Origin of the sequence: Streptomyces sp. NPDC055962, from assembly GCF_042270185.1 — a bacterium.
Lineage (GTDB): Bacteria > Actinomycetota > Actinomycetes > Streptomycetales > Streptomycetaceae > Streptomyces.
On record NZ_JBHJYN010000006.1, the window covers coordinates 72,809 to 96,869 of the forward strand.

The 24,061-nt window shown below is 71.6% G+C and carries 21 protein-coding genes and 1 pseudogene; 10 read left to right on the top strand and 12 right to left on the bottom strand.

What is annotated here, in order from left to right:
- Together ACFC51_RS18910 and ACFC51_RS18915 are read right to left on the bottom strand one after the other, a co-directional pair.
- Window positions 1–1,491 carry a sugar transferase gene (locus ACFC51_RS18910; RefSeq protein WP_376370527.1) on the bottom strand — a complete coding sequence of 497 codons (1,491 nt, stop codon included), beginning with the start codon at window positions 1,489–1,491 and terminating at the stop codon, window positions 1–3.
- Window positions 1,488–2,663, bottom strand: a complete 1,176-nt coding sequence (locus tag ACFC51_RS18915; protein WP_376370526.1) for a glycosyltransferase family 4 protein — start codon at window positions 2,661–2,663, stop codon at window positions 1,488–1,490. The genes ACFC51_RS18910 and ACFC51_RS18915 overlap by 4 nt, the downstream gene beginning before the upstream one ends.
- 598 nt (window positions 2,664–3,261) lie before the next feature.
- On the opposite strand from ACFC51_RS18915, the gene pgm reads away from it, so the two are divergent.
- Window positions 3,262–4,908, top strand: a complete 1,647-nt coding sequence (gene pgm / locus ACFC51_RS18920; RefSeq protein ID WP_376370524.1) for a phosphoglucomutase (alpha-D-glucose-1,6-bisphosphate-dependent) — start codon at window positions 3,262–3,264, stop codon at window positions 4,906–4,908.
- A 69-nt stretch (window positions 4,909–4,977) separates the two neighbouring features.
- Here pgm and rho read toward each other — a convergent pair whose 3' ends face one another.
- The 6 genes and pseudogenes from rho to ACFC51_RS18950 form a co-directional block, all read right to left on the bottom strand.
- Window positions 4,978–6,117 carry a transcription termination factor Rho gene (gene rho / locus ACFC51_RS18925; RefSeq protein ID WP_376529740.1) on the bottom strand — a complete coding sequence of 380 codons (1,140 nt, stop codon included), beginning with the start codon at window positions 6,115–6,117 and terminating at the stop codon, window positions 4,978–4,980.
- A 257-nt stretch (window positions 6,118–6,374) separates the two neighbouring features.
- Window positions 6,375–6,925: pseudogene (locus ACFC51_RS18930) on the bottom strand (GNAT family N-acetyltransferase).
- 130 nt (window positions 6,926–7,055) lie between these two features.
- On the bottom strand, window positions 7,056–8,045 hold the full coding sequence (gene meaB, locus ACFC51_RS18935; RefSeq protein WP_376370521.1) for a methylmalonyl Co-A mutase-associated GTPase MeaB: 990 nt from the start codon (window positions 8,043–8,045) through the stop codon (window positions 7,056–7,058).
- A gap of 10 nt (window positions 8,046–8,055) precedes the next feature.
- Window positions 8,056–10,272: a methylmalonyl-CoA mutase gene (gene scpA, locus ACFC51_RS18940; RefSeq protein WP_376370520.1), complete on the bottom strand. Its 2,217-nt coding sequence runs from the start codon at window positions 10,270–10,272 to the stop codon at window positions 8,056–8,058.
- Window positions 10,272–12,128, bottom strand: coding sequence for a methylmalonyl-CoA mutase family protein (locus ACFC51_RS18945; RefSeq protein ID WP_376529742.1), 1,857 nt, complete (start codon window positions 12,126–12,128; stop codon window positions 10,272–10,274). The genes scpA and ACFC51_RS18945 overlap by 1 nt, the downstream gene beginning before the upstream one ends.
- A gap of 166 nt (window positions 12,129–12,294) precedes the next feature.
- A complete protein-coding gene (locus ACFC51_RS18950) occupies window positions 12,295–14,679 on the bottom strand; it encodes an ATP-binding cassette domain-containing protein (protein ID WP_376370517.1) in 2,385 nt (794 codons plus the stop codon).
- A gap of 358 nt (window positions 14,680–15,037) precedes the next feature.
- Between ACFC51_RS18950 and ACFC51_RS18955 the strand changes: the two genes are divergently transcribed.
- Together ACFC51_RS18955 and ACFC51_RS18960 are read left to right on the top strand one after the other, a co-directional pair.
- Window positions 15,038–15,532, top strand: a complete 495-nt coding sequence (locus tag ACFC51_RS18955; protein ID WP_376370515.1) for a DUF6325 family protein — start codon at window positions 15,038–15,040, stop codon at window positions 15,530–15,532.
- Window positions 15,533–15,638: 106 nt separating this feature from the next.
- Window positions 15,639–16,433, top strand: coding sequence for a tyrosine-protein phosphatase (locus tag ACFC51_RS18960; RefSeq protein ID WP_376370513.1), 795 nt, complete (start codon window positions 15,639–15,641; stop codon window positions 16,431–16,433).
- 99 nt (window positions 16,434–16,532) lie between these two features.
- On the opposite strand, the gene ACFC51_RS18965 is transcribed toward ACFC51_RS18960, so the two are convergent.
- Both ACFC51_RS18965 and ACFC51_RS18970 read right to left on the bottom strand, forming a co-directional pair.
- Window positions 16,533–17,120: a hypothetical protein gene (locus ACFC51_RS18965; protein ID WP_376370512.1), complete on the bottom strand. Its 588-nt coding sequence runs from the start codon at window positions 17,118–17,120 to the stop codon at window positions 16,533–16,535.
- On the bottom strand, window positions 17,117–17,692 hold the full coding sequence (locus ACFC51_RS18970; RefSeq protein WP_376370511.1) for a hypothetical protein: 576 nt from the start codon (window positions 17,690–17,692) through the stop codon (window positions 17,117–17,119). The genes ACFC51_RS18965 and ACFC51_RS18970 overlap by 4 nt, the downstream gene beginning before the upstream one ends.
- Before the next feature lie 227 nt (window positions 17,693–17,919).
- On the opposite strand from ACFC51_RS18970, the gene ACFC51_RS18975 reads away from it, so the two are divergent.
- Together ACFC51_RS18975 and ACFC51_RS18980 are read left to right on the top strand one after the other, a co-directional pair.
- The gene (locus tag ACFC51_RS18975; RefSeq protein WP_376529744.1) at window positions 17,920–18,339 is read left to right on the top strand and encodes a DUF1992 domain-containing protein; all 420 of its coding nucleotides are present in this window, start codon (window positions 17,920–17,922) and stop codon (window positions 18,337–18,339) included.
- Between the two features lie 40 nt (window positions 18,340–18,379).
- Complete coding sequence (locus ACFC51_RS18980; RefSeq protein ID WP_376530062.1) at window positions 18,380–19,039, top strand: DUF4158 domain-containing protein; 660 nt, start codon at window positions 18,380–18,382, stop codon at window positions 19,037–19,039.
- A 267-nt stretch (window positions 19,040–19,306) separates the two neighbouring features.
- Here ACFC51_RS18980 and ACFC51_RS18985 read toward each other — a convergent pair whose 3' ends face one another.
- Window positions 19,307–19,759: a MerR family transcriptional regulator gene (locus tag ACFC51_RS18985; RefSeq protein ID WP_376370509.1), complete on the bottom strand. Its 453-nt coding sequence runs from the start codon at window positions 19,757–19,759 to the stop codon at window positions 19,307–19,309.
- Here ACFC51_RS18985 and ACFC51_RS18990 point away from each other — a divergent pair.
- From ACFC51_RS18990 to ACFC51_RS19010, 5 genes are all read left to right on the top strand, one after another.
- Window positions 19,758–21,056, top strand: coding sequence for an MFS transporter (locus tag ACFC51_RS18990; RefSeq protein WP_376370508.1), 1,299 nt, complete (start codon window positions 19,758–19,760; stop codon window positions 21,054–21,056). The genes ACFC51_RS18985 and ACFC51_RS18990 overlap by 2 nt on opposite strands.
- Window positions 21,053–22,060, top strand: coding sequence for an NADP-dependent oxidoreductase (locus tag ACFC51_RS18995; RefSeq protein ID WP_376529746.1), 1,008 nt, complete (start codon window positions 21,053–21,055; stop codon window positions 22,058–22,060). Before ACFC51_RS18990 ends, ACFC51_RS18995 begins: the two co-directional genes overlap by 4 nt.
- Before the next feature lie 499 nt (window positions 22,061–22,559).
- On the top strand, window positions 22,560–22,727 hold the full coding sequence (locus tag ACFC51_RS19000) for a hypothetical protein (RefSeq protein WP_376529748.1): 168 nt from the start codon (window positions 22,560–22,562) through the stop codon (window positions 22,725–22,727).
- Window positions 22,728–22,787: 60 nt separating this feature from the next.
- On the top strand, window positions 22,788–22,955 hold the full coding sequence (locus ACFC51_RS19005) for a hypothetical protein (RefSeq protein WP_376529750.1): 168 nt from the start codon (window positions 22,788–22,790) through the stop codon (window positions 22,953–22,955).
- 43 nt (window positions 22,956–22,998) lie between these two features.
- Window positions 22,999–23,481 carry a GNAT family N-acetyltransferase gene (locus tag ACFC51_RS19010; protein WP_376529752.1) on the top strand — a complete coding sequence of 161 codons (483 nt, stop codon included), beginning with the start codon at window positions 22,999–23,001 and terminating at the stop codon, window positions 23,479–23,481.
- Window positions 23,482–23,551: 70 nt separating this feature from the next.
- Here ACFC51_RS19010 and ACFC51_RS19015 read toward each other — a convergent pair whose 3' ends face one another.
- Window positions 23,552–23,923 (bottom strand): VOC family protein, encoded by a 372-nt coding sequence (locus ACFC51_RS19015; protein WP_376529754.1) that lies wholly within the window; start codon window positions 23,921–23,923, stop codon window positions 23,552–23,554.
- Between the last annotated feature and the right edge of the window lie 138 nt (window positions 23,924–24,061).

Genomic DNA, 24,061 nt, shown 5'->3' on the forward strand with positions numbered 1-24,061 from the left:
TCAGCTGCCTCCGAGCCGGAACACCGAGCCGGCCGTGCGCGCCAGCACGCACATGTCCTGCCACAGCGACCACGTCTCGATGTACCGGTTGTCGAAGCGGGCCCGGTCCTCGATCGAGGTGTCACCGCGCAGACCGTGCACCTGTGCCAGCCCCGTGATGCCGACGGGCATCCGGTGCCGCATCCGGTAGCCCGGGTGCATCCGGCTGAACTGCTGCACGAAGTACGGTCGTTCAGGGCGGGGGCCGACCAGGCTCATGTCGCCGCGCACGACGTTCCACAACTGCGGGAGCTCATCGAGCGACGTCCTGCGGAGCAGTCGGCCGGCGCGGCTCATGCGCCCGTCCGCCGACACGTTCCAGCGGGTGGCCGACTCGTGTTCGTCGGCGGGTCTGAGGGTGCGGAACTTCAGCAGGACGAACGGCCGCCCGGACTCCCCGATGCGCTCCTGACGGAAGATGACGCCCGGGCCGTCGCACACCCGCACGGCGAGTGCGCACGCCGCCATGACCGGGGACGCCGCGACCAGGGCGACCGCCGCCAGGACGGCGTCCATGGCCCGCTTCACCCGGTGCGCCACCGGACGCGCCGGTCCGGCGTGCAGCGAGTGGGCCGCGAAACCCCATACGTGGTCCGGTCGGGGCGTGGTCCGGGACCGCGCGACCGTTGCCTGGTCGGTGATCAGCCAGACCCGGCAGCCGTGCCGCGTGAACAGCGCGAAGAGCTCTTCCCCGTCCGGCACGGTCTCGGGCGGGACCGTGAAGACGGCGTGCCGGACGGAGTTCTGCACGACCGCACGCCCGGCGTCCTGCACCGATGCGAGCGCAGGCAGCGGTGCCTCGCCGGCGGGCACGTCCGCCGGCTCGCCCTGATCCGCTCCGGAGCCCACGACACGGCCCACCGGCCGCATCCCGTACCGCGGGCGTTCCTGGAGGACGGCGACGACCCGGTCGGCGACCGGACCGTCGCCCACCACCAGGGTGGAGTGCGGATGCCGTGCCGCCGACCACCTCCGGCACCGGTGCACGACGGCCCTCGCCCCGAAGCCGACGAGGATCTGCACACCGGCCGCGCAGCCGAGCGCCGTCCAGCCGGCCGTGTGGCGCGGGTCGTACGCGGACACCGCCTCGGCGACGACGTACCACTGCACCGCTGCCAGCCCGGCGAGCGCGGGCAGTTCCGCGAGGGCGGAGGGGGACAGCCCGGTCCGGTAGAGACCCCGGTAGGCGTTGAGGAGCAACTGGACGGCGGCCTGCACGAGGACGACGACCGGTGGCCACGGTCCCGGGGCGACCAGGGCCACGGCCAGGCCGAGCGCGAGCATGTCGCAGGCCATGAGCGCCGCCGGGGCCCGGCGGCGCGTGACGCTACCGGCGGCCCGTGCGGCCGGAGCACCCTCCGTGCCGTTGCGCGGAGGGCGGATCGCGGAAGCCGCACGCCGTACGGCAGTTGCCTGGGCGGCTCGGGGGACAGGTGCACTCTCCGTCGTCATCGCTGGGTGCGCTTCCTCGTCGTGGGGCGGGACTGGCCGACAAGTTCCTGGTAGAGGCGTTGGACCGCTCCGGCGGTCCTCGTCACGTCGAAGACGGACCGGGTGCGGCTCTGTGCCGTACGGCCCAGATCCGCCCGAAGCGCCGGGTCGCTCAGCAGCCTGGTCAGTGCCGCCGCGAGGGCCGACGGGTCCTCGGGCGGCACGAGGCAGTGGGGCAGGTGTCCGGGGGGCAGGCTCTCCCTGGCCCCGTCGACGTCGGTCAGCAGGACGGGGGTGCCGCAGGCCATGGCTTCGAGGGGGGCCAGCGCCATCCCCTCCCAGCGTGAGGGGAGCACCAGCAGGTCCGCCGCGTGGATCCAGGGCCGTACGTCCGCGCTCGCCCCGGTGAACAGCACACCGGGGGGCGCCGTGCGCCGGAGTTCGTCCCCGTACGGCCCGTCGCCGACCAGGACCAGCCGGGCACCTCCCACCGCCGCCGTGCGCCAGGCCCGCAGCAGCACGTCCTGGCCCTTCTGCCGGCTCAGGCGCCCGACGCACACGACGAGCGGCACCCCGGCCGGCATTCCGCCGGGCAGGGGGAGCGAGGCACGGGCCGACGCGGCGGCGTCCCCGGCGGTGGGCCGGAACCGGCCGAGATCGATGCCGTTGTGGATCACCGACCAGCGTGCACTGATGCCGGCGCGCTGGCCCGTGCGGCGTTCCGACTCGCTGACACAGAGGATCCGGTCGCTCCACCGCGCCCCGAACCGCTCCCAGGCCGCGGCCAGCCCGGCCGCCCTGCCCTCCAGCGCCTCGAACGACCACGCGTGCGGCTGGAACACCGTGGGAACCGTGCCGCGCACGGCCAGCCGCCCGGCGAGCCCCGCCTTCGCGCTGTGCACGTGGATCACGTCGGGAGCGCAGGTCCGGACGAGCCGGTTCGCCGTGAGCACCTCCCGGCCGAGGCGGGGGCCCGGAGCCCGGTCCGCCGGCCAGGCGCACACTCTGGCCCCTGCGGTGGCTGCCCCGGCGGCCAGCGGCCCGTCCGGCGGGCAGGCCACGACGGGCCGCAGTCCGGCCCGGACCTGAGCCGCCACGAGGTCGGTCACGACTCGTGCGACTCCTCCCTCCACCGGCTGGACCAGGTGAAGGACTGTCAGGCGACTTTCATCGGAGCAACTCTTCTGCAGCACGCACGGCTCTCTTTCGCAAGCCCCCGAAGAGCCGGTTCGGGAAAACACCGGCGGCAAGGAATGTGGTGGCGGAGATCAAGCGGTAAAACCGAAATGCACTTTGACAGACCACGCGTACGAAAACGCGGAGGACTCGCGCACGTGTCCCCATGGATTGCCTGCCCGTCAGGCCTCCTACCACCGGTTCCGTGTATGCGGATTCAGGCGTCCCGCCTCCGGCCACGCTAATCCTGCGGCGTGTCAGACCGCTGCGGCCGACTATGTCCGCGGTCGTACCGCATGATGACCTGCCGTGCGCATCCGGCCGTGTCCCGGGGAATCGGATGCGTCTCACCGCAATGGACCGAAAATGCCGAAGAGTTGCACGGCGAAATTCCCGGAGCCGTTCCGCCGCGGCCTTTTCCCGGCCCCGCCGCGTCCGTCCGCGCGCCGCCCGCGCCGCCCGTCCCGTCGGGGCGGACCGCTCCGCACCGGGCGCGGCTCCGGGCAGGCCCCGTACCCGGGAGGGCCCCCGACGAGGCAGTATCGGGTACGTCTCGTGATGATCGTCCGCCCGGTGGCGGTCCGCGAACGGCCGATGAGGGACAGAGGAGAAACGATGGTTCACGAACGGGCCGGTCAGCCGGCGCAGCCCGGAGACCTGGTGGACGTGGCACGGCTGGTGACGGCCTACTACACGGTCCACCCCGACCCGGCCGAGCCCGGCCAGCGTGTGGCGTTCGGGACCTCGGGCCATCGCGGATCGGCGCTCGCGGCGGCCTTCAACGACGACCACATCGCCGCCACCACCCAGGCCATCTGCGACTACCGCACCCGGCAGGGCACCGACGGGCCGCTGTTCCTGGGTGCCGACACCCACGCACTGTCCGAACCCGCCCGGATCACGGCCGTCGAGGTCCTGGCGGCCAACGGCGCCACCGTCCTGATCGACAGCGACGACGGGTACACGCCCACCCCGGCCGTGTCCCACGCGATCCTCACCTACAACAGGGACCGCACGGCCGGCCTCGCAGACGGCATCGTCGTCACCCCGTCGCACAACCCGCCTGCCGACGGCGGGTTCAAGTACAACCCGCCGCACGGCGGCCCCGCCGGTTCGGACGCCACCTCCTGGATCCAGGACCGGGCCAACTCCCTGATCGAGGGCGGGCTGAAGGAGGTCCGGAGGATCCCCTACGCCCGGGCGCTCGCCGCCGACAGCACCGGCCGGCACGACTTCCTCACCGGCTACGTCGACGACCTCCCGGCCGTCCTCGACCTGGACGCCGTACGCGACGCCGGGATCCGCATCGGTGCGGACCCCCTGGGCGGCGCCTCCGTCGGGTACTGGGGCCGGATCGCCGAACGCCACCGCCTCGACCTCACGGTGGTCAATCCGCTCGCCGACCCCACCTGGCGGTTCATGACGCTGGACTGGGACGGGAAGATCCGGATGGACTGCTCGTCCCCGTACGCCATGGCGTCACTGATCGAGCAGCGTGACACGTACACCATCGCCACCGGCAACGACGCCGATGCCGACCGGCACGGCATCGTCACGCCCGACGGCGGACTGATGAACCCCAACCACTATCTGGCCGTCGCGATCCGCTATCTCTACTCCCACCGGGAGGGCTGGCCGGCCGGTACCGGCATCGGGAAGACCCTGGTCTCCTCCTCCATGATCGACCGTGTCGCCGAGGACCTCGGACGCCGGCTCGTGGAGGTGCCGGTGGGCTTCAAATGGTTCGTCGACGGACTGTTCGGCGGCACCCTCGGCTTCGGCGGCGAGGAGTCGGCCGGGGCGTCCTTCCTGCGCCGTGACGGCCGGGTGTGGACCACCGACAAGGACGGCATCCTGCTCGCCCTCCTGGCGTCGGAGATCACCGCCGTCACGGGCTCGACCCCCTCACAGCACTACGGCGAACTCACCGCCCGGTTCGGCGATCCGGCCTACGCCCGGATCGACGCCCCGGCGACCCGGGAGCAGAAGGCGGTCCTCGCCCGGCTCTCCCCGGAACAGGTCACGGCCGACACGCTGGCCGGAGAGCCGATCACCGCCGTGCTCACCGAGGCACCGGGCAACGGAGCCGCCGTCGGAGGGCTCAAGGTCTGCACCGACAGCGCCTGGTTCGCGGCCCGGCCCTCCGGCACGGAGGACGTCTACAAGGTGTACGCGGAGAGCTTCCAGGGGGCCGGACACCTGGCCAGGGTCCAGGACGAGGCCCGGTCCCTGGTCTCCGACGCACTGGGTGCCACGGACTGAACGACGGAGGGAGGGCGGGCCGGGAGACGCCCGGCCCGCGCTCTCCGGGGCTCCGTGACGCGGCGGCGGTCACGCCTCGGGCACGGTCCGGCCGATCTGCCGGATGAAGGCGGCGTTGTCGGGGGTCCTGCGGATCCTGTCCAGCAGCGTTTCGAGGGCGCCCTGACCATCCCTCGACCGCAGGGCACGCCTCAGGCCCCGCACGGCGGCGAGTTCCGCCGCGGGCTGCAGGAGTTCCTCCCGACGGGTCCCGGAGGGGTTGATGTCGACGGCGGGGAAGACCCGCCGGTCCGCCAGCGACCGGTCGAGGCGGAGTTCCATGTTGCCGGTGCCCTTGAGCTCCTCGAAGAAGTAGTCGTCGGCGCGCGAGCCGGTGTCGACCAGCACGGTCGCCAGGATGGTGAGCGAACCGCCCTCCTCGGCCAGCCGTGCCGCTCCGAACAGCTTCTTGGGGCCCGACAGCGCCGCGGCGTCCACGCCCCCGCTCAGGGTGCGCCCTCCGGCACCGGCGCTGTTGTTGTGGGCGCGGCACAGCCGGGTGAGTGAATCCAGCAGGAGCACGACGTCCTGGCCCTGCTCGACGAGGCGCTTGGCGCGTTCCAGGGCGAGTTCGGCGAGCGCGATGTGCTCCTTGGCCGGCCGGTCGAACGTGGAGGAGTACACCTCGCCCCGCACGGAGCGGCGCATGTCGGTGACCTCTTCGGGGCGTTCGTCCAGGAGGACCACCATCAGGTGGCACTCGGGGTGGTTGACCGCCACCGCCGCGGCGATCTGCTGCAGCAACACGGTCTTGCCGGTCCTCGGCGGTGCGACGATCAGTCCGCGCTGGCCCTTGCCGACAGGCGCGACCAGGTCGATGAGGCGCGGCGCGGGGCCGCCGCCGGGCGTCTCCAGGCGCAGCCTCTCCCGCGGGTGCAGCGGGGTGAGGTCACGGAAGTGCGGACGGCTGTGGAGTTCGTGAGCCGGGCGGCCGTTGACCGACTCGACGAGGGAGAGGGTGCGCGGGCGCTCGCAGAGCCCTTCGAGGACATCGCCCTTGCGCAGGCCGTGCCGGCGGATCAACGCGGGCGGCACCTGGACGTCGTGGGAGGAGGGACGGCCTCCAACGGTACGCAGGACGCCGTGTCCGTTGTTCGTGGTGTCGAGGACGCCGGCGGTGCGGACGGGCTGGTTCTGTGGTGCCACGGGGCGTTCGAGTGTGCTGGTCATGGTGGGTCCTTTCGCGGACATGGCGAACGAGAGGTCCGGAGAGGGCGAGGCGGCGGAATCACGCCTCGTGCGAAGGGCCTGGACAGCCCGGACCGGACGAAGAGAAGTGGTGCAAGAAGCTGGATCGCCGGTCCTCCGAGGACGGGCACAACAGCGGGGAGAAGCATCGGCGCCCGATGAGGGCGTCCACGAATGCTGATCGCACCGTACCACGCATGGAGGAAAGGAGGAAGGGGGTGGCCTTTCCCCGCTGTGATTCAGCCTCCGGCCGTGGCGAGTCCGCGGCGCAGGTCGAGCAGCATCACGTCATGGAGGGCGGCGGCTGTCCCCCAGGGCCGCGCCTCGCCGATCTTGCGGTAGCCCCGTGCCCGGTAGGCGGCCGACGCCGCCGTGCCGCGCGGGTGGACGTTCAGCAGGATCCGCTCGGCCTCGACGCCGACGAGCAGCGTCCCGTGCAGGGACCGCGCGACGCCTCGCCCGCGCCACGGCCCGCGCACCGCGAGTTCCATCAGACCGAAGGTGCGGTGTCCGTCCTCCCGCCGCATCTCCTCGGGCACCCGCTCGGTCAGTTCGTCCCACCGGCCCGTTCCGGGGGCGAGCGACCAGCCGTACGCCATGCCGACGGGCTCACCGTCCTGGCGGCGGGCCATGGCGCGGCACGGAAGGCGCGCTTGCGGCTCTGCGAGGGGGAACGGCGGAAGGCGGCGGCCGCGTCGTCCTCGCTCTCGCCGTAGGGAGGCCCGGCGAACGCCTCGGCGTAGATCAGCCGGAACGCGGCCTCGGTCCGTAGGGCGCCCGGTCCGTCCATGCGCTCCGTCGTGATGCTTCCCTGCCGTGCCGAGTGATCCCCCTCGAACGGTCCTGCGGGACGAGCCCACCCCTGTCCGCCCCGCGCCGCCGCGCCCCCGCAGCCCGGTACGGCGTCCGACGGCCGGCTCTCAGCCGTCGCCGCGGAACGCCCGCAGGATCTGTTCGGCGGCCAGCGTGGCCGTCAGCTCGCCGTCACGGACGCGTCGTTCGACATCCGGGGTGAGCGTGCGCACCGCCGGGTGGCTGCGCAGGCTCTCCAGCAGTTCGTCGCGCACCATCGTCCAGGTCCAGTCCACCTGCTGGTCACGGCGTTTGGCCGCCAGCCGTCCGGTGGAGTCCAGGAGCGCACGGTGCTGCTCCAGCCGCTCCCACAGGGTGTCCAGACCGGTCGACTCCCTGGCACTGCACGTCAGCACCGGGGGAGTCCACGCGGCGTCCACCGGGTGCATCAGGCGCAACGCGCCCGCCAGTTCGCGGGCGGCCGACCGGGCGTCGCGTTCGTGCGGGCCGTCGGCCTTGTTCACGGCGATCACGTCGGCCAGCTCCAGGACCCCCTTCTTGATGCCCTGGAGCTGGTCGCCGGTCCGGGCCAGCGTCAGCAGGAGGAAGGTGTCGACCATGTCGGCGACCGCCGTCTCCGACTGGCCGACACCCACCGTCTCCACCAGCACGACGTCGTAACCGGCCGCCTCCATCACCACGACGGACTCCCGGGTCGCCTTGGCCACCCCGCCCAGCGTGCCCGCAGTGGGGGAGGGGCGGACGAAGGCCCGCGCGTCCACCGCCAGCCGCTCCATCCGGGTCTTGTCACCCAGGATCGAACCGCCCGTCCGGCTGGAAGAGGGGTCCACGGCCAGCACGGCGACCCGGTGCCCCAGACCGGTCAGCAGGGTGCCGAGCGCGTCGATGAACGTGGACTTCCCCACGCCCGGCACCCCGCTGATCCCGATGCGCCTGGCCTGTCCGGCGTGCGGCAGCAGTTCGCTCAGCAACCGCTGTGCCAGCACCCGGTGGTCGGGGCGGGCCGACTCCACGAGTGTGATCGCCCGCGCGACGAACGCGCGCTTCCCGTCCAGCACACCCTTGGCGTAGGCGTCGATGTCGATGTTCGCGGCCACCGTCAGCGGCTCACAGCTCGTGGCCGAGCGCGGAGGCGAGCCGCGCGACCAGGTCGTGAGCGGCGTCCGGGATCACAGTGCCGGGCGGGAACACCGCCGCGGCGCCCGCCTCGTGCAGCGCCTCGATGTCCTGGGGCGGGATCACCCCGCCCACCACGATCATGATGTCCTCGCGGCCCTCGGCCGCCAGTTCCTCGCGCAGCGCGGGTACGAGGGTGAGGTGGCCGGCGGCGAGGGAGGAGACGCCGACGATGTGCACGTCGGCCTCGACGGCCTGGCGGGCGACCTCGGCCGGGGTCTGGAACAGCGGGCCGACGTCGACGTCGAAGCCGAGGTCGGCGAAGGCGGTCGCGATCACCTTCTGGCCGCGGTCGTGGCCGTCCTGCCCCATCTTGGCGACGAGGATGCGCGGACGCCGCCCCTCGCCCTCCTCGAAGGCGTCGACGAGTGCGCGGGTGCGGTCCACGGACGGGGACTCTCCTGCCTCTTTGCGGTACACCCCGGAGATCGTACGGATCTGGCCCGCGTGCCTGCCGTAGACCTTCTCCAGCGCGTCCGAGATCTCCCCGACCGTGGCCATCGCCCGGGCGGCGTCCACCGCGAGTTCCAGCAGGTTGCCCTCGCCGCCGGCGGCGCGGGTGAGTGCGCGCAGCGCGTCCTGGCAGGCGGTCTCGTCGCGCTCCGCGCGCAGCCGGCGCAGCTTCTCGATCTGCTGGGTGCGTACGGAGGAGTTGTCGACCTTGAGGACGTCGATCTTCTCGTCGGTCTCCACCCGGTACTTGTTGACCCCGATGACGGGCTGGCGTCCGGCGTCGATGCGGGCCTGGGTGCGGGCGGCGGCCTCCTCGATCCTGAGCTTGGGGATGCCGGCGTCGATGGCCTTGGCCATACCGCCGGCGGCCTCGACCTCCTGGATGTGCTGCCACGCCCGCTGCGCCAGGTCGTGCGTCAGCCGCTCGACGTACGCGCTGCCGCCCCAGGGGTCGATCACACGTGTCGTGCCGGACTCCTGCTGGAGCAGGAGCTGGGTGTTGCGGGCGATGCGCGCGGAGAAGTCGGTCGGCAGGGCGAGGGCCTCGTCGAGCGCGTTGGTGTGCAGGGACTGGGTGTGGCCCTGGGTGGCGGCCATCGCCTCGACACAGGTGCGGGTGACGTTGTTGAACACGTCCTGTGCGGTCAGCGACCAGCCGGACGTCTGTGAATGGGTTCGCAGCGAGAGCGACTTGGAGTTCTTCGGGTCGAACTGCTTCACCAGCTTCGCCCAGAGCAGCCGGGCCGCACGGAGCTTCGCGATCTCCATGAAGAAGTTCATGCCGATCGCCCAGAAGAACGAGAGGCGGGGGGCGAACGCGTCGACGTCCAGGCCCGCTTCCTGTCCGGCCCGCAGGTACTCGACTCCGTCGGCCAGGGTGTACGCCAGCTCCAGGTCGGCCGTCGCACCCGCCTCCTGGATGTGGTACCCGGAGATGGAGATGGAGTTGTAGCGCGGCATCTTCTGCGAGGTGTACGCGAAGATGTCGGAGATGATCCGCATCGAGGGGCCGGGCGGGTAGATGTAGGTGTTGCGGACCATGAACTCCTTGAGGATGTCGTTCTGGATGGTCCCGGCCAGCTTCTCGGGCGGTACGCCCTGTTCCTCGGCGGCCACGATGTACAGGGCGAGCACGGGGAGCACCGCGCCGTTCATGGTCATCGAGACCGACATCTTGTCCAGGGGGATGCCGTCGAAGAGCTGGCGCATGTCGTAGATCGAGTCGATGGCGACGCCGGCCATGCCGACGTCGCCCGTCACGCGCGGGTGGTCGCTGTCGTAGCCGCGGTGGGTGGGCAGGTCGAACGCGACGGACAGGCCCTTCTGGCCGGCGGCGAGGTTGCGCCGGTAGAAGGCGTTGGACTCCTCGGCCGTGGAGAATCCGGCGTACTGACGGATCGTCCAGGGCTGGTTGACGTACATCGTCGGGTACGGGCCGCGCAGGTACGGGGCGATGCCCGGGCGGGTGTCCAGGAAGTCGAGCCCCTCCAGATCCCGCCCGGTGTACAACGGCTTGACGTCGATGCCCTCGGGCGTCTCCCAGAGCAGCGCGTCCTCGGAGCGGCCGGACGACTCCTTCACCGCCGCCTGCCAGCGGTCCTCGGAGACTTCCACGGGTGAGCCCCCGGTCAGGGAGACCTCGGAGAAGTCCGGCACAGGGTTCAGGGGGGACCCGGTGGTCCCGGGGGTCTGCATCACGCCACTCCCATGCGGTCGAGTTCGGAGGAGAGGACGGCGACCACGTCGCAGCCGGCGAACACATGGACGTCGGCTCCTGGGTACTCGCCCGGCCGCCCTGCGAGGAAAATCCGTTGCGCGCCTGCTCCCCGGAGGGCGGCGGCGACGGTCTCGGCTTGTTCGGCGTAGAGCGTGTCCGTCGAGCACAGGCAGGCGATCGACGCCCCGCCCGCGGTGAACGCGGCGGCAGCGGTCGACGCGTCCACCGGGACGGGGGCGTGGACGGGCTCGATGCCGCCGGCCAGGAAGAGGTTCGCGGCGAACGAGGCCCGTGCGGTGTGCACCGCCGCCGGTCCCAGCGCGGCGAGGAAGACCTTGGGGCGGCTCCCGGTGGACGCCAGGTGCCGGTCCGACCTGGCCCGCAGCGCCTCGAAGGCCTCGTCCCGCCGGACCTGGGGCAGCCCGCCGGCCGCCGCGGCTGAGGGTGCAAACTCGCGTTCCACGGGCCGCTCGGCGAGGTCGGGGAACTCGCTGACCCCGGTCACCGGCTCCTTGCGCCGGGCCAGGTCCTTGCTCCTGGCCGCCCAGGTGGCGGCGAGCCGCTCCCCGACCATGCCGGAGCGAAGGGCAGCGGCCTGGCCGCCCGCCCGCTCGATCTCCTGGAAGAACGCCCAGGAGGCGGCGGCGAGTTCCTCCGTGAGCCGCTCGACGTACCACGAACCACCCGCCGGGTCCGTCACCCTGGCCAGGTGGGACTCCTCCATCAGGATCGTCGAGGTGTTACGGGCGATCCGCCGGGCGAACGCGTCCGGCAGGCCCAGGGCATGATCGAACGGCAGTACGGTGACGGAATCGGCGCCGCCGACGCCCGCGCCGAGACAGGCGAGTGTCGTGCGCAGCATGTTCACCCACGGATCGCGGCGCGTCATCATCACCGGCGAGGTCACGGCGTGCTGCCGCTGCGCCCCCGCCTCCGGGGCCCCGCAGGCCTCGGCGACGCGGGCCCACAGCCGGCGCGCCGCCCGGAACTTCGCGATCGTCAGGAACTGGTCTGCCGTGGCCGCGTAGCGGAACTCCAGCTGCGCGCAGGCCTCCTCGACGGAGAGCCCCGCGCCGGTCAGCGCCCTGAGGTAGGCGACGCCGGTGGCCAGCGAGAGCCCCAGTTCCTCGGCGGCGGAACCGCCGGCCTCGTGGTACGGCAGCGCATCCACGGCCAGGGCCCGCAGCCCGGGGTACTCACGCGAGCACAGCAGGGCCCAGTGCACGGCCTCGGCCTCGTCGGTCTCGGCACCCGTACGCGCCCTCTGCCCGAGCGGATCCACCCCGAGGGTGCCGCGCGCGGCCTCCTTCGCGATGCCCCTGGCCTCGTGGAGCCGGAGCAACTCCCGTACGGCGGGGCCGGGATCGGAGCCCGCGTCCAGGGCGAGGGGCGCCAGGTCGAGAAGGACGCCGTCCAGCGCGCGGTCGAGACCGGCGACCGGGACCCCGCCGGGCCCGCCCACGGAGAGCCAGAGCGACGTGACGCCGTTCTCCAGGTCGCCGAGCAGGGCCTCGTTCAGGCGTACGGGATCGGCCAGCGCGTGGCGCTGGCGCACGTCCCAGCCGTCCGTGGTGTTCCCCGTGGCCCTGCTGCCCCGGGTGAAGGGCGCGAAGCCGGGCAGACCGGGGTCCGCCGACGCGTCGGCGGAGGTGTACAGCGGGCGGGCGGTGAGCCCGTCCCCGAGTGCGGTGGACAGCGCTTCCTCGGCGGCCGGTCCCGTGACTTCCTTGCCGGACCTGCGCAGTACGCCTACGACGAGGCTCTGCCACTGATCGTGGGAAGGGTCGGGGAACTCGGCGGCCAGAGAGAGCCCGTCAGCAGGCAGGACCGTCATGCTCAGATGCTAGGTCAGCACTCTGATGAGCAGCAGGTCCACCGGCTGTGACCTTGCCCTCTCCGAAATGTGCGGGATTCTCAGGGGTGGAGCGGCCTTGTCCCGGGGCACGGCCGGGGCGGAGCCCGACGCCGGGAGGGGCGTTCGGCGTCGGGCCTCCCCGGAGTCAGCCGCCGACGTAGGCCGCGAGGTGCTCGCCGGTCAGGGTGGAGCGACCGGCGACGAGGTCGGCGGGTGTGCCCTCGAAGACGACCCGGCCGCCGTCGTGACCGGCGCCCGGTCCGAGGTCGATGATCCAGTCGGCATGGGCCATGACCGCCTGGTGGTGCTCGACGACGATGACGGACTTGCCGGAGTCCACCAGTCGGTCCAGCAGCGCGAGCAACTGCTGGACATCGGCGAGGTGGAGACCCGCGGTCGGCTCGTCGAGGACGTAGACGCCGCCCTTGTCCGCCATGTGGGTGGCCAGCTTGAGCCTCTGGCGTTCACCGCCGGACAACGTGGTGAGCGGCTGGCCGAGGCTGAGGTAGCCGAGGCCGACGTCGGACAGCCGGCCGAGGATGCGGTGCGCCGCCGGTGTCTGCGCCTCGCCGGAGCCGAAGAACTCCTCGGCCTCGGTCACCGGCATCCCGAGCACCTCGCTGATGTCACGGCCGCCGAAGCGGTACTCCAGCACCGAGGGCTGGAACCGCTTGCCCTCGCAGTCCTCGCAGACGCTGGCGACACCGGCCATCATCGCCAGATCGGTGTAGATGACGCCGGCACCGTTGCAATGGGGGCACGCCCCCTCGGAGTTGGCGCTGAAAAGCGCCGGCTTCACGCCGTTGGCCTTGGCGAACGCCTTGCGGATCGGGTCGAGCAGCCCGGTGTACGTCGCCGGGTTGCTGCGCCGCGACCCCCGGATCGCGCCCTGGTCGACCGAGACCACGTTCTCGCCGGGAGGGATCGATCCGTGCACGAGGGAGCTCTTGCCGGATCCGGCGACGCCGGTGACGACGGTCAGCACCCCGAGCGGGACGTCGACGTCGACGTCCCGCAGGTTGTGCGCGTTCGCACCGCGGATCTCCAGGGTCCCGGTGGGCTTGCGCACCGAGTCCTTGAGGGCGGCCCGGTCGTCGAAGTGGCGGCCGGTGACGGTTCCGCCGGCCCGCAGCCCCTCGACGGTGCCCTCGAAGCAGACGGTGCCGCCCCCGGTGCCCGCACCGGGGCCGAGGTCGACGATGTGGTCGGCGATCGAGATCGTCTCCGGCTTGTGCTCCACGACGAGCACCGTGTTGCCCTTGTCCCGCAGTCGCAGCAGGAGGGTGTTCATCCGCTGGATGTCGTGGGGGTGCAGGCCGATGGTGGGCTCGTCGAAGACGTAGGTGACATCGGTGAGTGAGGAGCCGAGGTGACGGATCATCTTGACGCGCTGGCCCTCGCCCCCCGACAGCGTGCCCGCCGGCCGGTCGAGCGAGAGATAGCCCAGGCCGATCTCCACGAAGGAGTCGAGGGTCCGGCGCAGCGCCCCGAGCAGCGGGGCCACCGACGGCTCGTCCACCCCCCGGACCCATTCCGCCAGATCGCTGATCTGCATCGCGCAGGCGTCGGCGATGCTGATGCCCTTGATCTTCGAGGACCGCGCCGCCTCGCTCAGCCGGGTTCCGTCGCACTCGGGACAGGTGGTGAAGGTGACCGCCCGCTCCACGAAGGCCCGGATGTGCGGCTGCATCGCCTCCTTGTCCTTGGACAGGAACGACTTCTGGATCTTGGGGATCAGCCCTTCGTAGGTGAGGTTGACACCGTTGACCTTCACCTTGACCGGTTCCCCGTACAGGAAGTCCTGGAGCTCCTTCCTGGTGTACCTGCGGATCGGCTTGTCCGGGTCGACGAAGCCCGACTGCGCGTAGACCTGCACGGTCCACTGGCTGTCCGACTTCCAGCCGGGAATGGTGAACGCGCCCTCGGCGAGCGACTTCGAGTCGTCGTAGAGCTGTGTGAGATCGATGTCGGAGACCGTGCCCCGGCCCTCGCAGCGGGCGCACATGCCACCGGTGCGGCTGAAGGTCGCCTTCACCGTCTTCTTGTTCCCGCGCTCGACGGTGATCGCCCCGCTCGCCCGGACCGAGGGCACGTTGAAGGCGAAGGCGCCGGGCGGACCGATGTGCGGTGAGCCGAGGCGGCTGAAGAGGATGCGCAGCATCGCGTTGGCATCGGTGGCGGTGCCTACCGTGGAGCGCGGGTCCGCGCCCAGTCGCTGCTGGTCGACGATGATCGCCGTAGTCAGCCCTTCGAGCACGTCGGCCTCGGGCCGCGCAGGCGTCGGCATGAAGCCCTGGACGAAGGCGCTGTAGGTCTCGTTGATCATCCGCTGCGACTCCGCGGCGATCGTGCTGAAGACCAGTGAGCTCTTGCCCGACCCGGAGACGCCGGTGAACACCGTGAGCCGGCGCTTGGGGATCTCGACGCTGACGTCCTTGAGGTTGTTCACGCGCGCCCCGTGCACACGGATCAGATCGTGGCTGTCGGAAACGTGCGGCGCGGACGACTCCGTGCTCTTCCTCGTGGCCATGCTCGTCGTCTCTCCATCTGTTCGCGGACGCGCTCTCGCGGCATCCGTCGCTGTCACCGGTGGTCGCGGCAACGGTCGTTGTCCATCGGACCGGTCGTCCCGGCCGGGGGCGGAACCAGCGTCGAGTGCGGCGCAGCCGCGGCACGCCGGCGGGCGGCGCGGACCCCTGGATCCCCCGCGCATCACGCTACGGGGGGAAGGAGGCTTCCGCTTCTTCATTCCTGATCGGCCGGGGGAGAGGCGGCGGCGTCGCACGAGGCGCACATCGGCCCCTCGCTGCACGGAATTTTCACAGTGCGTCACGGATTGTCCGAAGTTATGCTGCTGTCGACCCAGAACCGCAGGGGAAGGACGTACCGTGGCCGTGGGACCCGTGGAGTACCTCGTCGTCACCTTTCCCGGCGGAAGCTTCGCCGAGGCGATCGCGCCCGTACTGGCCGAAGCCGTCGCCTCCGAGGCCGTACGCATCCTCGATCTCGCCTTCGCCCGAAGAGCCGGAGGCGGAGCCCCCGAGCCGGTCGGGCTGCGGGAGATGGACCCCCGGGGGCTCGTGTCGTTCGCACCGCCGGAGGACCTGCCCGCGGGAATGCCGCGGATCACGGATCTCGACGTCCTCGGGAGCCTGCCGGAAGAGGGTTCTGCCGCACTGATCGTGTGGGAGGACCTCTGGTCGGTGCCTCTCACCCGAGCGGTCCAGGACGCGGGAGGCCGGCTCCTGGCCCACGCGAGGGTCCCCGCGGACGGTGGGGACGACGTCATCACGCTCCTGGAGCGGCTCGCCGACCTGAGGCAGCGGGGGGTCCTCACCGAGGCCGAGTTCGCCGCACAGAAGACGAGGATCCTCGCCGACTGACCCCCGCCGGCCGGCACTCCGGTCCCTCCCGTTCCCTTTGTCGATATCCGCATGCCGTGCGACGTTGATTCCGACCTGCAGTCTGTCGGGAAAGAGGCAGTTCATCGTGCAGACCGCCCGGGCCGTCCCCGCCTCCACCGTTGTCAACCTGCGCGATCTGGGCGGTATCGCCCTGGGCCGCCACCGCCGCCTGAGACAGGGGATCGTCCTGCGCTCGGGTCAGCTGAGCGATCTCGCCGAGCACGACATGGCGGTGGCCGCGCTCGGCATCCGCACCGTGGTCGACCTGCGCACCGCCGAGGAGCGCCAGTGGGCGCCCGACCGGCTTCCGGCGGGCGCCAGGCTCTTCGTCGCCGACGTCCTCGGTGACGATCCGGGTGTGGCGCCGGCCCGGCTGCGGGCCCTGCTCAGTGACCCGGACGGAGCAGCCGCCCTGCTCGGGGGAGGGAAGGCCGAGGAACTCTTCGCGCAGACCTACCGGAGGATGGTCCTCTCCCCGGGGGCGGCGGCTGCCTACCGCGCCTTCCTGGACACGGTCGCGGATCCACGGGCGAGACCGCTGCTCTTCCACTGCGCGACGGGCAAGGACCGGACGGGCTGGGCCACCGCCCTGCTCCTGATGATGGCGGGCGCGTCCCGCGAGGTCGTACGCGCGGAGTTCCTCGCCGTGAACCGGGCGGTTCGCGCCGCCTACGGCCCGGCCGTACGGCGTTTCCTCGACGAGGGCGGGGACCCGGACATCGCCTCCGCGGTCATCGAGGCCAGGCCCCGGTACCTGGAGGCGGCACTGGACGCCATGGACGAGCGCTGGGGCGGACTTGACGGATACCTGGACAAGGCGCTGCGCCTGCCTGCCGCCGTGGCCGAGCGCCTGCGGGCCGACCTGGCGGTACCGGCCTGACGGTCCCGTCCCGCGGGACGGGTCCCACGGCCCCGCACGCGGACCGGCCCGGTACCGCGTCGGGGGACGTGGTACCGGGCCGGGCGGCCGCCGCACGGCTCAGATCTTCAGCAGCTGTTCACTGAGGTCGCGGTAGCGCTGGAGCGCTATCCGCAGCTCCTCGGTCTGGGCCTCGGTGTCCTGCTCCTGCCAGCTCGCGCGCAGGACGCGCCTGCGTTCCGTGAGGGCTTCGGTCAGGCCCGACACGATCTCGTCGAACGTGCTGTCCGCCTCCTCGACGGCCCGGCGGGGGCTCTCGACGAAGTCCGTGACGGCCTGCTGCATACGCTGCGAGAGCGTGTCCTGGTGGTCGCGGGAGACCAGGGGGCCCTCGGTGCCGGAGGTCCCGTGACGACCGGTCCGCTCGGCCGCCTTCGGGGCGGGAGCCGTGCGCGGGGCGGGCGGGACGCTCAGGTCGTCGGGGCCGCCGCTCTTCGGCTTCAGGTCCTTGCCGTCCCCGGAGGTGATGCCGGCTGTCCCTGCGGACGTCCTGTCCGAGGCCGTTCCGGGCGTCCTGCCCGGTGTCTCGCCAGGCGTTCTGCCCGACGTCGTTCCGGGCGTCGTCGACGGCGTGGTCTCCGGAGTGCCGTTGTGGCGCGGCTCCTTGGCGGAGGTCTGGTCGGTCGTGTGCTCAATCCGGTCGGTCATGCTGTCGCACTGCCTTTCGTCTCGTGTCGGTCCTTCTCGGCCGATGCGTCCGGTGCGTCCGCGAGGAGCACGTCGAAGAGCGCCCGGGACTCGATCAGGGCCTTCCGCATCTCCTCGGTTCCGCCCTGGCCGCGCACGGCGGTGTGCACCCTGCGGTAGCCGTCGACCTGGTGGGCGTGGTGGACGGAGAGGGCGGCCGTCTGCTCCTCGAAGCTGTCGCCGTCCGGGAAGCCCCGGTCACGTGCCAGCTGCGCCAGGAGGGCGTCCGCTGCGACGACCGCGTCCCTGGGGGAGTCGATGAACTGTTCCTGCACCTCGGCCCAGCGTCGGGCGTACCCCTCGCGGGCTTCCGCCGACAGGGGCCGCTCGGACAGGGAACCGTGCTGCTTCACCCGCTCGGAGAGCTCGTGCTCGGCCGCCTTCGTGTCGCCGTCGTGCCGGGCGACCGTGCGGTCGTACTCGGGTCCGAAGCGGCGCTGCAGTCCTCGTCCACCGGTACTGCGGCCGCGGAGGAGGAAGAAGGCGAGCGCTGCCACCAGGACGACGGCAACGATGATCACCACGGTCGTCATGGGCGACGCTCCCGTCGGTTCGCGGTCGGTGCGTCGTGCTGTTCCACTCTCGTCAACCCCTTCCGGGTCGGGCCAGGTTCGGTGTATGGCCGGGCTGTCTGCACCAGCCGTGTACCCACTCGGCACCGTTCAAGGCAGGGAAGCTCCCAGGAACCTGGAGCGCGCCGAAGCGGACGGGTCCGGCCGGACGCCGAGCGGCCCGGGACGAGGTGCGAGAGGTGCACGCCGTGACCGAGCGCAAACCCGCAGGGGTCAGCTTCGAGACATGGGCGGACCGGCAGATCCGCGAGGCCGAGGAGCAGGGCTCCTTCGCCGGCCTGCCGGGTGCGGGCAAGCCGATTTCCGGCCTGGAGAAGCCCTACGACGCGATGTGGTGGATCAAGGCGAAGACGGAACGCGAGGGCCTGTCGGCGCTCCCGCCCACCCTCGCCCTGCGCAAGGCCGCGGAGGGCGCGGGAGGAGACGTCCCGCGCCGTTCCGGCCTCGGGGAACATCGGTACAGCCGTTGGCGCTCAGAACGATCATGGTCGGCCAGCACACCGGCTGGAGACTCCGCCGGGGTGCGCGGAAAGATCGCCGGGCCGGTGCCGGTGCCGGCTACGGTCCGCCTCGTGCCGGTGGACTTTCTGACTGACGAGCAGGGCTGAGGCGCACGGGAAGTCCGCCGAGGAGCCGACCCGCCCCGAGCTGGAGCGCTTCTTTTTCCTGGACGACGTCGACCGGGATCTGATCGCGCTGCGACACTTCACGCACCATCAACTGGGCTTCGCGCTCCAGATGTGCACCGTGCGCTACATCGGCCAGCTTCTCCCGGATGACCCGCTCAATGCCCCCAGGCCGGTGGTCGAGCACCTGGCCGCGCAGCTCGGCATCGAGGACGCGTCGGTGGTGAAGCGGTACACCGAGCGGCCGAAGACGGCGTACGAGCACGCGTGGGAGATCCGGGACGTGCACGAGTACGACGACCCGGAGCGGGGACGGCGGTTCCGCACGTTCCTGCACGGGCGGGCGTGGACCCATGCCGAGGGGCCGAAGGCGCTGTTCGACCATGCGGTGGGCTGGCTGCGCCGCAACCGGTTGCTGTTGCCGGGGGCGAGCGTGCCGGCCCGGCAGGTGCCGGAGGTCCGGACGGTCGCGGACGCGCGGCTGCACGCCACCGTCGCGGGCGCCGCCCGCCGCGTGGATCCCGCGCTGCCCGGCGACCTGGTGGAGACGCCGAAGACGCCGGAGGGCCCGCGGTTCTCTGAACTGGAGCGGCTGCGCCGGCCGCCGACGCGGACGACGGGTACGGCGTTCGCCCGCGCACTGGAACGGACGAGACCGGCGCCCTCCACCTCGGGCGGCTGAAGCAGTCGCACCCTCCGGTGCTTCGGGGCGGGCGGTTCGAGCGTGGTGGGCCGACCGGAAGAGGGGCCATGGTGATGCCGGCTCCGCCCCCTTCCCAGGCGAACTGCTGGGATGGGGCGGCCGGGTCACAGTCCCGGAATGTGACGGCGAACGCGCCGGTGGAGACCCCTTCGCGGTTGCCGCACTTGATGGTACGAGGCGATAGCCCCTCGGACCGTACCGCCGATCGACGGCTGAGCCGGGTCTGGGTCTGTTCGGGCGGGCAGCTCAGGTGCCCGTTGGAGTGTGTCTGACCCGGGTGGCGCGGAGTCGTCGCAGGTGCTGCTGTACGGCGTTCCGGCTGAAGCTCAGGCACTTGACCTGGCTGTCGAGCCGGGCGAATTCGGCGGCGAACAGTGCGACCAGGTCGTCGTCTCCGTCGTCTCCGTCGTCTGGTTCGTCCCCGTCCATCGGGTTCAGCTGCTTGTCGCGGAGCAGCGGCAGGATCAGCCTGGTCGGCAGTCCTGATCTGACCAGGCTGCTCACCAGCGTTGCCTGTTCGACGTCCGCCTCCTGGTAGTGCCGGTAGCCGCTCGGTGCGCGCTGCGGTGTCAGCAGCCCCCGCTCCTCGTAGTACCGCAGCATCCGGATCGGAATCTGGGTACGCCTGGACAGCTCGCCGATCCGCATGAACCGCTCCTTGACTCTCACATGAATGAGAGACTTTACGGTGCTGGCCATGACACCTCAACCCTCCGGGCCCACAGTAGAAGCGCTGCCCCGGCTACCCTGGCGAGCACTACTTCTCCTCTCCGGCGCGGCCTTCGCCACTGTCACCACCGAACTGCTGCCCGCGAGCCTCCTGCTGCAGCTCAGCGACGGCCTCGATATCACGCCCGCGACCGCCGGCGGACTGGTCGGCGCCTGGGCACTGACGATCGCCGTCGCCAGCGTCCCGCTGGCGCGGCTGACCGCACGGGTACCGCGCCGACGGCTCTTCCTCGTCATCCTGCTGCTGCTCGCCCTGGCGACCACCGGCACCGCGCTCGCCCCCTCGTACGGATGGGCACTCGCCGGCCGGATCACCGCCGCCGCAGCGCACGGCCTCTTCTGGTCCCTGCTCGTGCCGACGGTGGCCACGCTCGTCCCGCCGGCGCGGATCGGCCGGGCGGTCTCGGTCGTGCTGGCCGGGCCCGCAATGGCCAGCATCGTCGGCATTCCGCTGGGCGCCACCGTCGGCGCCGCGCTCGGCTGGCGGGTCTCCTTCGCCGCGTTGGCGGCGCTGCTCGCACTGGCGGCCCTGGGCATCCGTACCCTGCCGCTGCCGGACGCGCCCCAGCAGGCAGTACGGCAGGAAGGCCGTGACCCGGCGCTGTGGACCGTGCTCGGCGTCGCGCTGGCTGGAGGCCTCGTCATCACGGGCCATTTCCTGCTCTATACCTACATCGCGCCGCTGCTCCAACAGTTCGGCGGGTACGACAACGCCACCAGCGGCATACTGCTGTTCGTCTTCGGGGCAGCCGGAGTGGTCGGAACCCTCGGGGCCGGATCGCTCTCTGACCGGTTCCCACGGCAGGCGCTCGGCTGGGTCAGTGCAGCCTTCGCCGGCAGCGCCGCCTCACTGCTCCTACTCGATCTCCATCTCGCCGTGGCAGTCGTGGTGATCGCCGGCTGGGGTGTACTCATCGGGTTGCTGCCGCCGGTCTTCCAGATGCACCTGCTGCGGATCGCCTCCCCCGGCCGGGAGGCTACCTCCGGAGCGATCGGCATCACCGTGCTCAACCTCGGGATCGCCACCGGGGCGACGCTCGGCGGGGCGGTACTCGACAACTGGCAGGCCGGTGCCCTACCCGCCGTCGCGGCCATCACCATCGCCATCGCCACCGTCGGGCTGGTGGTCAACGGTCTCCGGGGCCAGGGCACCGCCGGTGGTGCCGGAGCCGAGCACACCGCCGATGCCGTCCCGGACGGTGACGACCCCCGAAGCGCAGCGGCGCCGGATCGCAGCACCGCCGAAGCCGGCGAGGTGCGGCCGTGACGGCAGCCGTACCCGGGAGCGCGGCCGATGCCGCCGCATCCGTCCCCGCCCTGATGCGCGTCAGTGTCATGGAGCGGTTCGGCGAACCGCAGGTGCTGCGTACGGTCCGGCTTCCACGACCCGCACGAGCATCCGGACACGCCCTGGTCCGGGTACATGCGGCCTCGGTGAACTACGGCGAGACGAAGATCCGTCGGGGACTCGTACCGGAACTCGGGCCGCCACCGTTGGTGCTCGGCTCGGACCTCTCCGGCACCGTTGTCGAGGCCGAGCCGGGCGGCCGTTTCCGGGTCGGTGACGAGGTCTACGGCATCCACTTCATCGGCACCTACGCCGAGTACGTCTCAGTGCCGGAGGCGAGTCTGGCGACCAAACCCGTGACCGTGGACCATGTAAGCGCGGCAGCGCTGCCGGTCGCGGCGCGCACTGCACTCGTCGCCGTCTTCGAGTACGCAGCCCTGCGCGTCGGGCAGCGGATCCTGATCCACGCCGCGGCCGGCGGTGTCGGCCACCTCGCGGCGCAGTTCGCCCGGCACCGAGGCGCCTACGTCTTCGGCACGGCCCGGACCGCGCACCACCCGTTCCTCCGCGACCTCGGGGTGAACGAACCGATCGACTACACCAGGGTGGACTTCCGGAGCGTGGTCCGCGACGTCGACGTCGTCCTCGACCTCGTCGGCGGCGAGTACGGACGACGCTCCCTCGACTGCCTCCGCCCCGGCGGCCTCCTGCTCGGCGCGGCACTGGACCCAGGCGTGACCGAGGAGGACGCCGACCGCCGGGGCCGGCAGTACCGCCGGCTGGGCGGGGCGCAGATGGCCCAGCCCCTCGACGTGGTACGTGACCTCGTTGACGCGGGACAGCTCAAGGTCCACGTGGAGCGGACCTATCCACTGTCCGAACTACCCGCCGCGCATGCCCGCGCCGAAACTGGCCGGGTTACCGGGAAGCTCGTCATCACCATCGACGAGGAGCCGGCGGCCGGCTGGCCGACGCCGCCGTAGTTCGGCTCCCGGGCGGTGCCGCTACGTCTCGGTCCCCAGCTTTCGCGCACCGACACAACTGCGCACAGCCCCCGCGGGGTCAGGTAGCCCCGGCGCATCACTGCGCCGGGGCCGTGTTTCACCAGCGCCGCAGGCGCGGTCACCTGAACCGGCCGCCTGCCGTCAAACAATCGTTTGCCGACAGGCGGCCGACGTGCCCGATGGACCCGCGCAGTCCGGGGGTTCGCGGCGGCGCGAACCCCGTCAGATCCGATGGTGACTGCTGACAGGGTTTGACGACAGATGAGGTCCCATCCTCCGTAAGGAAGGGGCCCCTCGGTGGCGAACCTGGTCTACGAGCGGGTCTCGACAGACCAGCAGTCGACCGCCCGGCGGAACCTCGTCCGTGACGAGGCCGGGATTGAGGACCCGGTCGTCTTCGAGGAGGACCCGGGCACCTCCACCCGTCCAGCGGCCGAAGTTCAGCGAGCCACTCACCTGCGCGAGGCCGGGCGACACCGTGCACATCTCCGAGATGTTCCGCCTCGTACGAGGCACCGGCCACATCCTCGACGTGCTCGACGTCTTCCACCGTGACCGTCTCGCCCTGCGCATGCACGACGGCGCGTGCTCCGCGATGGACCTCACCGCCCGCCACCCGCCACCGAAGAGTTGCTGTCCACCGTGAAGTCCATGGTGCAGACCCTCGCCGCCGCCGGCGAACTCCAGCGAACGCCTCCCCGGGACCATGATCAGGCCACGGTCGGAGGCGGAGGTCCGGCGCATCCTGACCGGGGTCAACGAGAGGATCCGCGAGGCCTTGGCCGGACCGCCGGCGGGGCCACCGCTGAATCTCACGCCCTTCGACATCGACGCGATCGTGGGTCAGTGGCACGCCGAGCGGCGCGGGCGCTGAGAGCGATGTGAGGTGCGCGACCGGTGTGCGTGATACTCCCTTCATGAGATCGAGCGTCACGGGCCGGCGCGGCCGGGTCCGGATCAGGCGGGCCGTCGCGCGGGACGCCAAGCGGCTCACCCGTCTGGTCACCGGGTCGCGTGCCTACGAGGGCCCCTACGCGCCCATGGTGGAGGGCTACAGGGTCGGCCCGGACTACGTCGAGGCCCACGCCGTGTACGTGGCCGTCGACGACGACGGCCGGGTGCTCGGGTTCTACGCTCTCGTGCTGTCCCCGCCGGAACTCGACCTCATGTTCGTCGCCGACGACGCGCAGGGCCGGGGCATCGGACGGCTGCTCGTCGCGCATCTGCGCGAGGAGGCACGCCGCGCAGGCCTGGACTCCGTACGCGTGGTCGCGCACCCGCCGGCCGAGGGCTTCTACCGTGCCGTGGGCGCCGAACGCACCGGCACCGTCGCGGCCCGCCCTCCCGCCGTGATGTGGGACCGGCCCGAACTGGTCCTCCCGGTCGACGGGACCCCCTGAGCCGTACGGCCCGGCAGGATGCCTGCCGGGCCGTACGCGGGAGCGCCGGGGACCGTTACGACCAGCCGCCCTACGGCCGGGTGATGAGCTCCATCCCGTGACCGCTCGGGTCGGGGAAGTACACCCCGCGCCCGCCGTCGTTGTGGTTGATCTCGCCGGGGTGCTTCCGGTGGGGATCCGCGTAGTAGGCGATCCCCTGCGCCCGGATCCGCTCGAAGGCGACGTCGAACTCCGCCTCGGAGACGAGGAACGCGTAGTGCTGCGCGGTGATCGACTCGGCGGGAACGGTCGCGAAGTCCAGCGTGACGCTGTTCGCGAGGACGACCGGGATGAAGGGGCCCCACTCCGTTCCGACGGTGAGGCCCAGGAGATTCGCCAGGAACTCGGCGGACTCCCTGTTGTCCCGGCAATGAACGATCGTGTGGTTCAACTCGACTGACACTGTGGAATGCCTCCAACGGGCATCTCACGGGCTACCTCCACGCCTCACCCGGACGGTGACCGACGCGCGATGCCGTACGTCGATCCTAGGCGAGTTGTCACGGTGCGTCGAGGCCATGGCCCATGGCCGAGGGCCGCT

Excerpts from the sequence above, each read along its gene's own strand:
- ACFC51_RS18910 (WP_376370527.1), bottom strand. The coding sequence starts at position 1,491 with ATGACGACGGAGAGTGCACCTGTCCCCCGAGCCGCCCAGGCAACTGCC.
- pgm (WP_376370524.1), top strand. The coding sequence starts at position 3,262 with ATGGTTCACGAACGGGCCGGTCAGCCGGCGCAGCCCGGAGACCTGGTG.
- rho (WP_376529740.1), bottom strand. The coding sequence starts at position 6,117 with ATGACCAGCACACTCGAACGCCCCGTGGCACCACAGAACCAGCCCGTC.
- scpA (WP_376370520.1), bottom strand. The coding sequence starts at position 10,272 with ATGCAGACCCCCGGGACCACCGGGTCCCCCCTGAACCCTGTGCCGGAC.
- ACFC51_RS18945 (WP_376529742.1), bottom strand. The coding sequence starts at position 12,128 with ATGACGGTCCTGCCTGCTGACGGGCTCTCTCTGGCCGCCGAGTTCCCC.
- ACFC51_RS18950 (WP_376370517.1), bottom strand. The coding sequence starts at position 14,679 with ATGGCCACGAGGAAGAGCACGGAGTCGTCCGCGCCGCACGTTTCCGAC.
- ACFC51_RS18965 (WP_376370512.1), bottom strand. The coding sequence starts at position 17,120 with ATGACCGACCGGATTGAGCACACGACCGACCAGACCTCCGCCAAGGAG.
- ACFC51_RS18970 (WP_376370511.1), bottom strand. The coding sequence starts at position 17,692 with ATGACGACCGTGGTGATCATCGTTGCCGTCGTCCTGGTGGCAGCGCTC.
- ACFC51_RS18990 (WP_376370508.1), top strand. The coding sequence starts at position 19,758 with ATGACACCTCAACCCTCCGGGCCCACAGTAGAAGCGCTGCCCCGGCTA.
- ACFC51_RS18985 (WP_376370509.1), bottom strand. The coding sequence starts at position 19,759 with ATGGCCAGCACCGTAAAGTCTCTCATTCATGTGAGAGTCAAGGAGCGG.
- ACFC51_RS19005 (WP_376529750.1), top strand. The coding sequence starts at position 22,788 with ATGATCAGGCCACGGTCGGAGGCGGAGGTCCGGCGCATCCTGACCGGG.
- ACFC51_RS19010 (WP_376529752.1), top strand. The coding sequence starts at position 22,999 with ATGAGATCGAGCGTCACGGGCCGGCGCGGCCGGGTCCGGATCAGGCGG.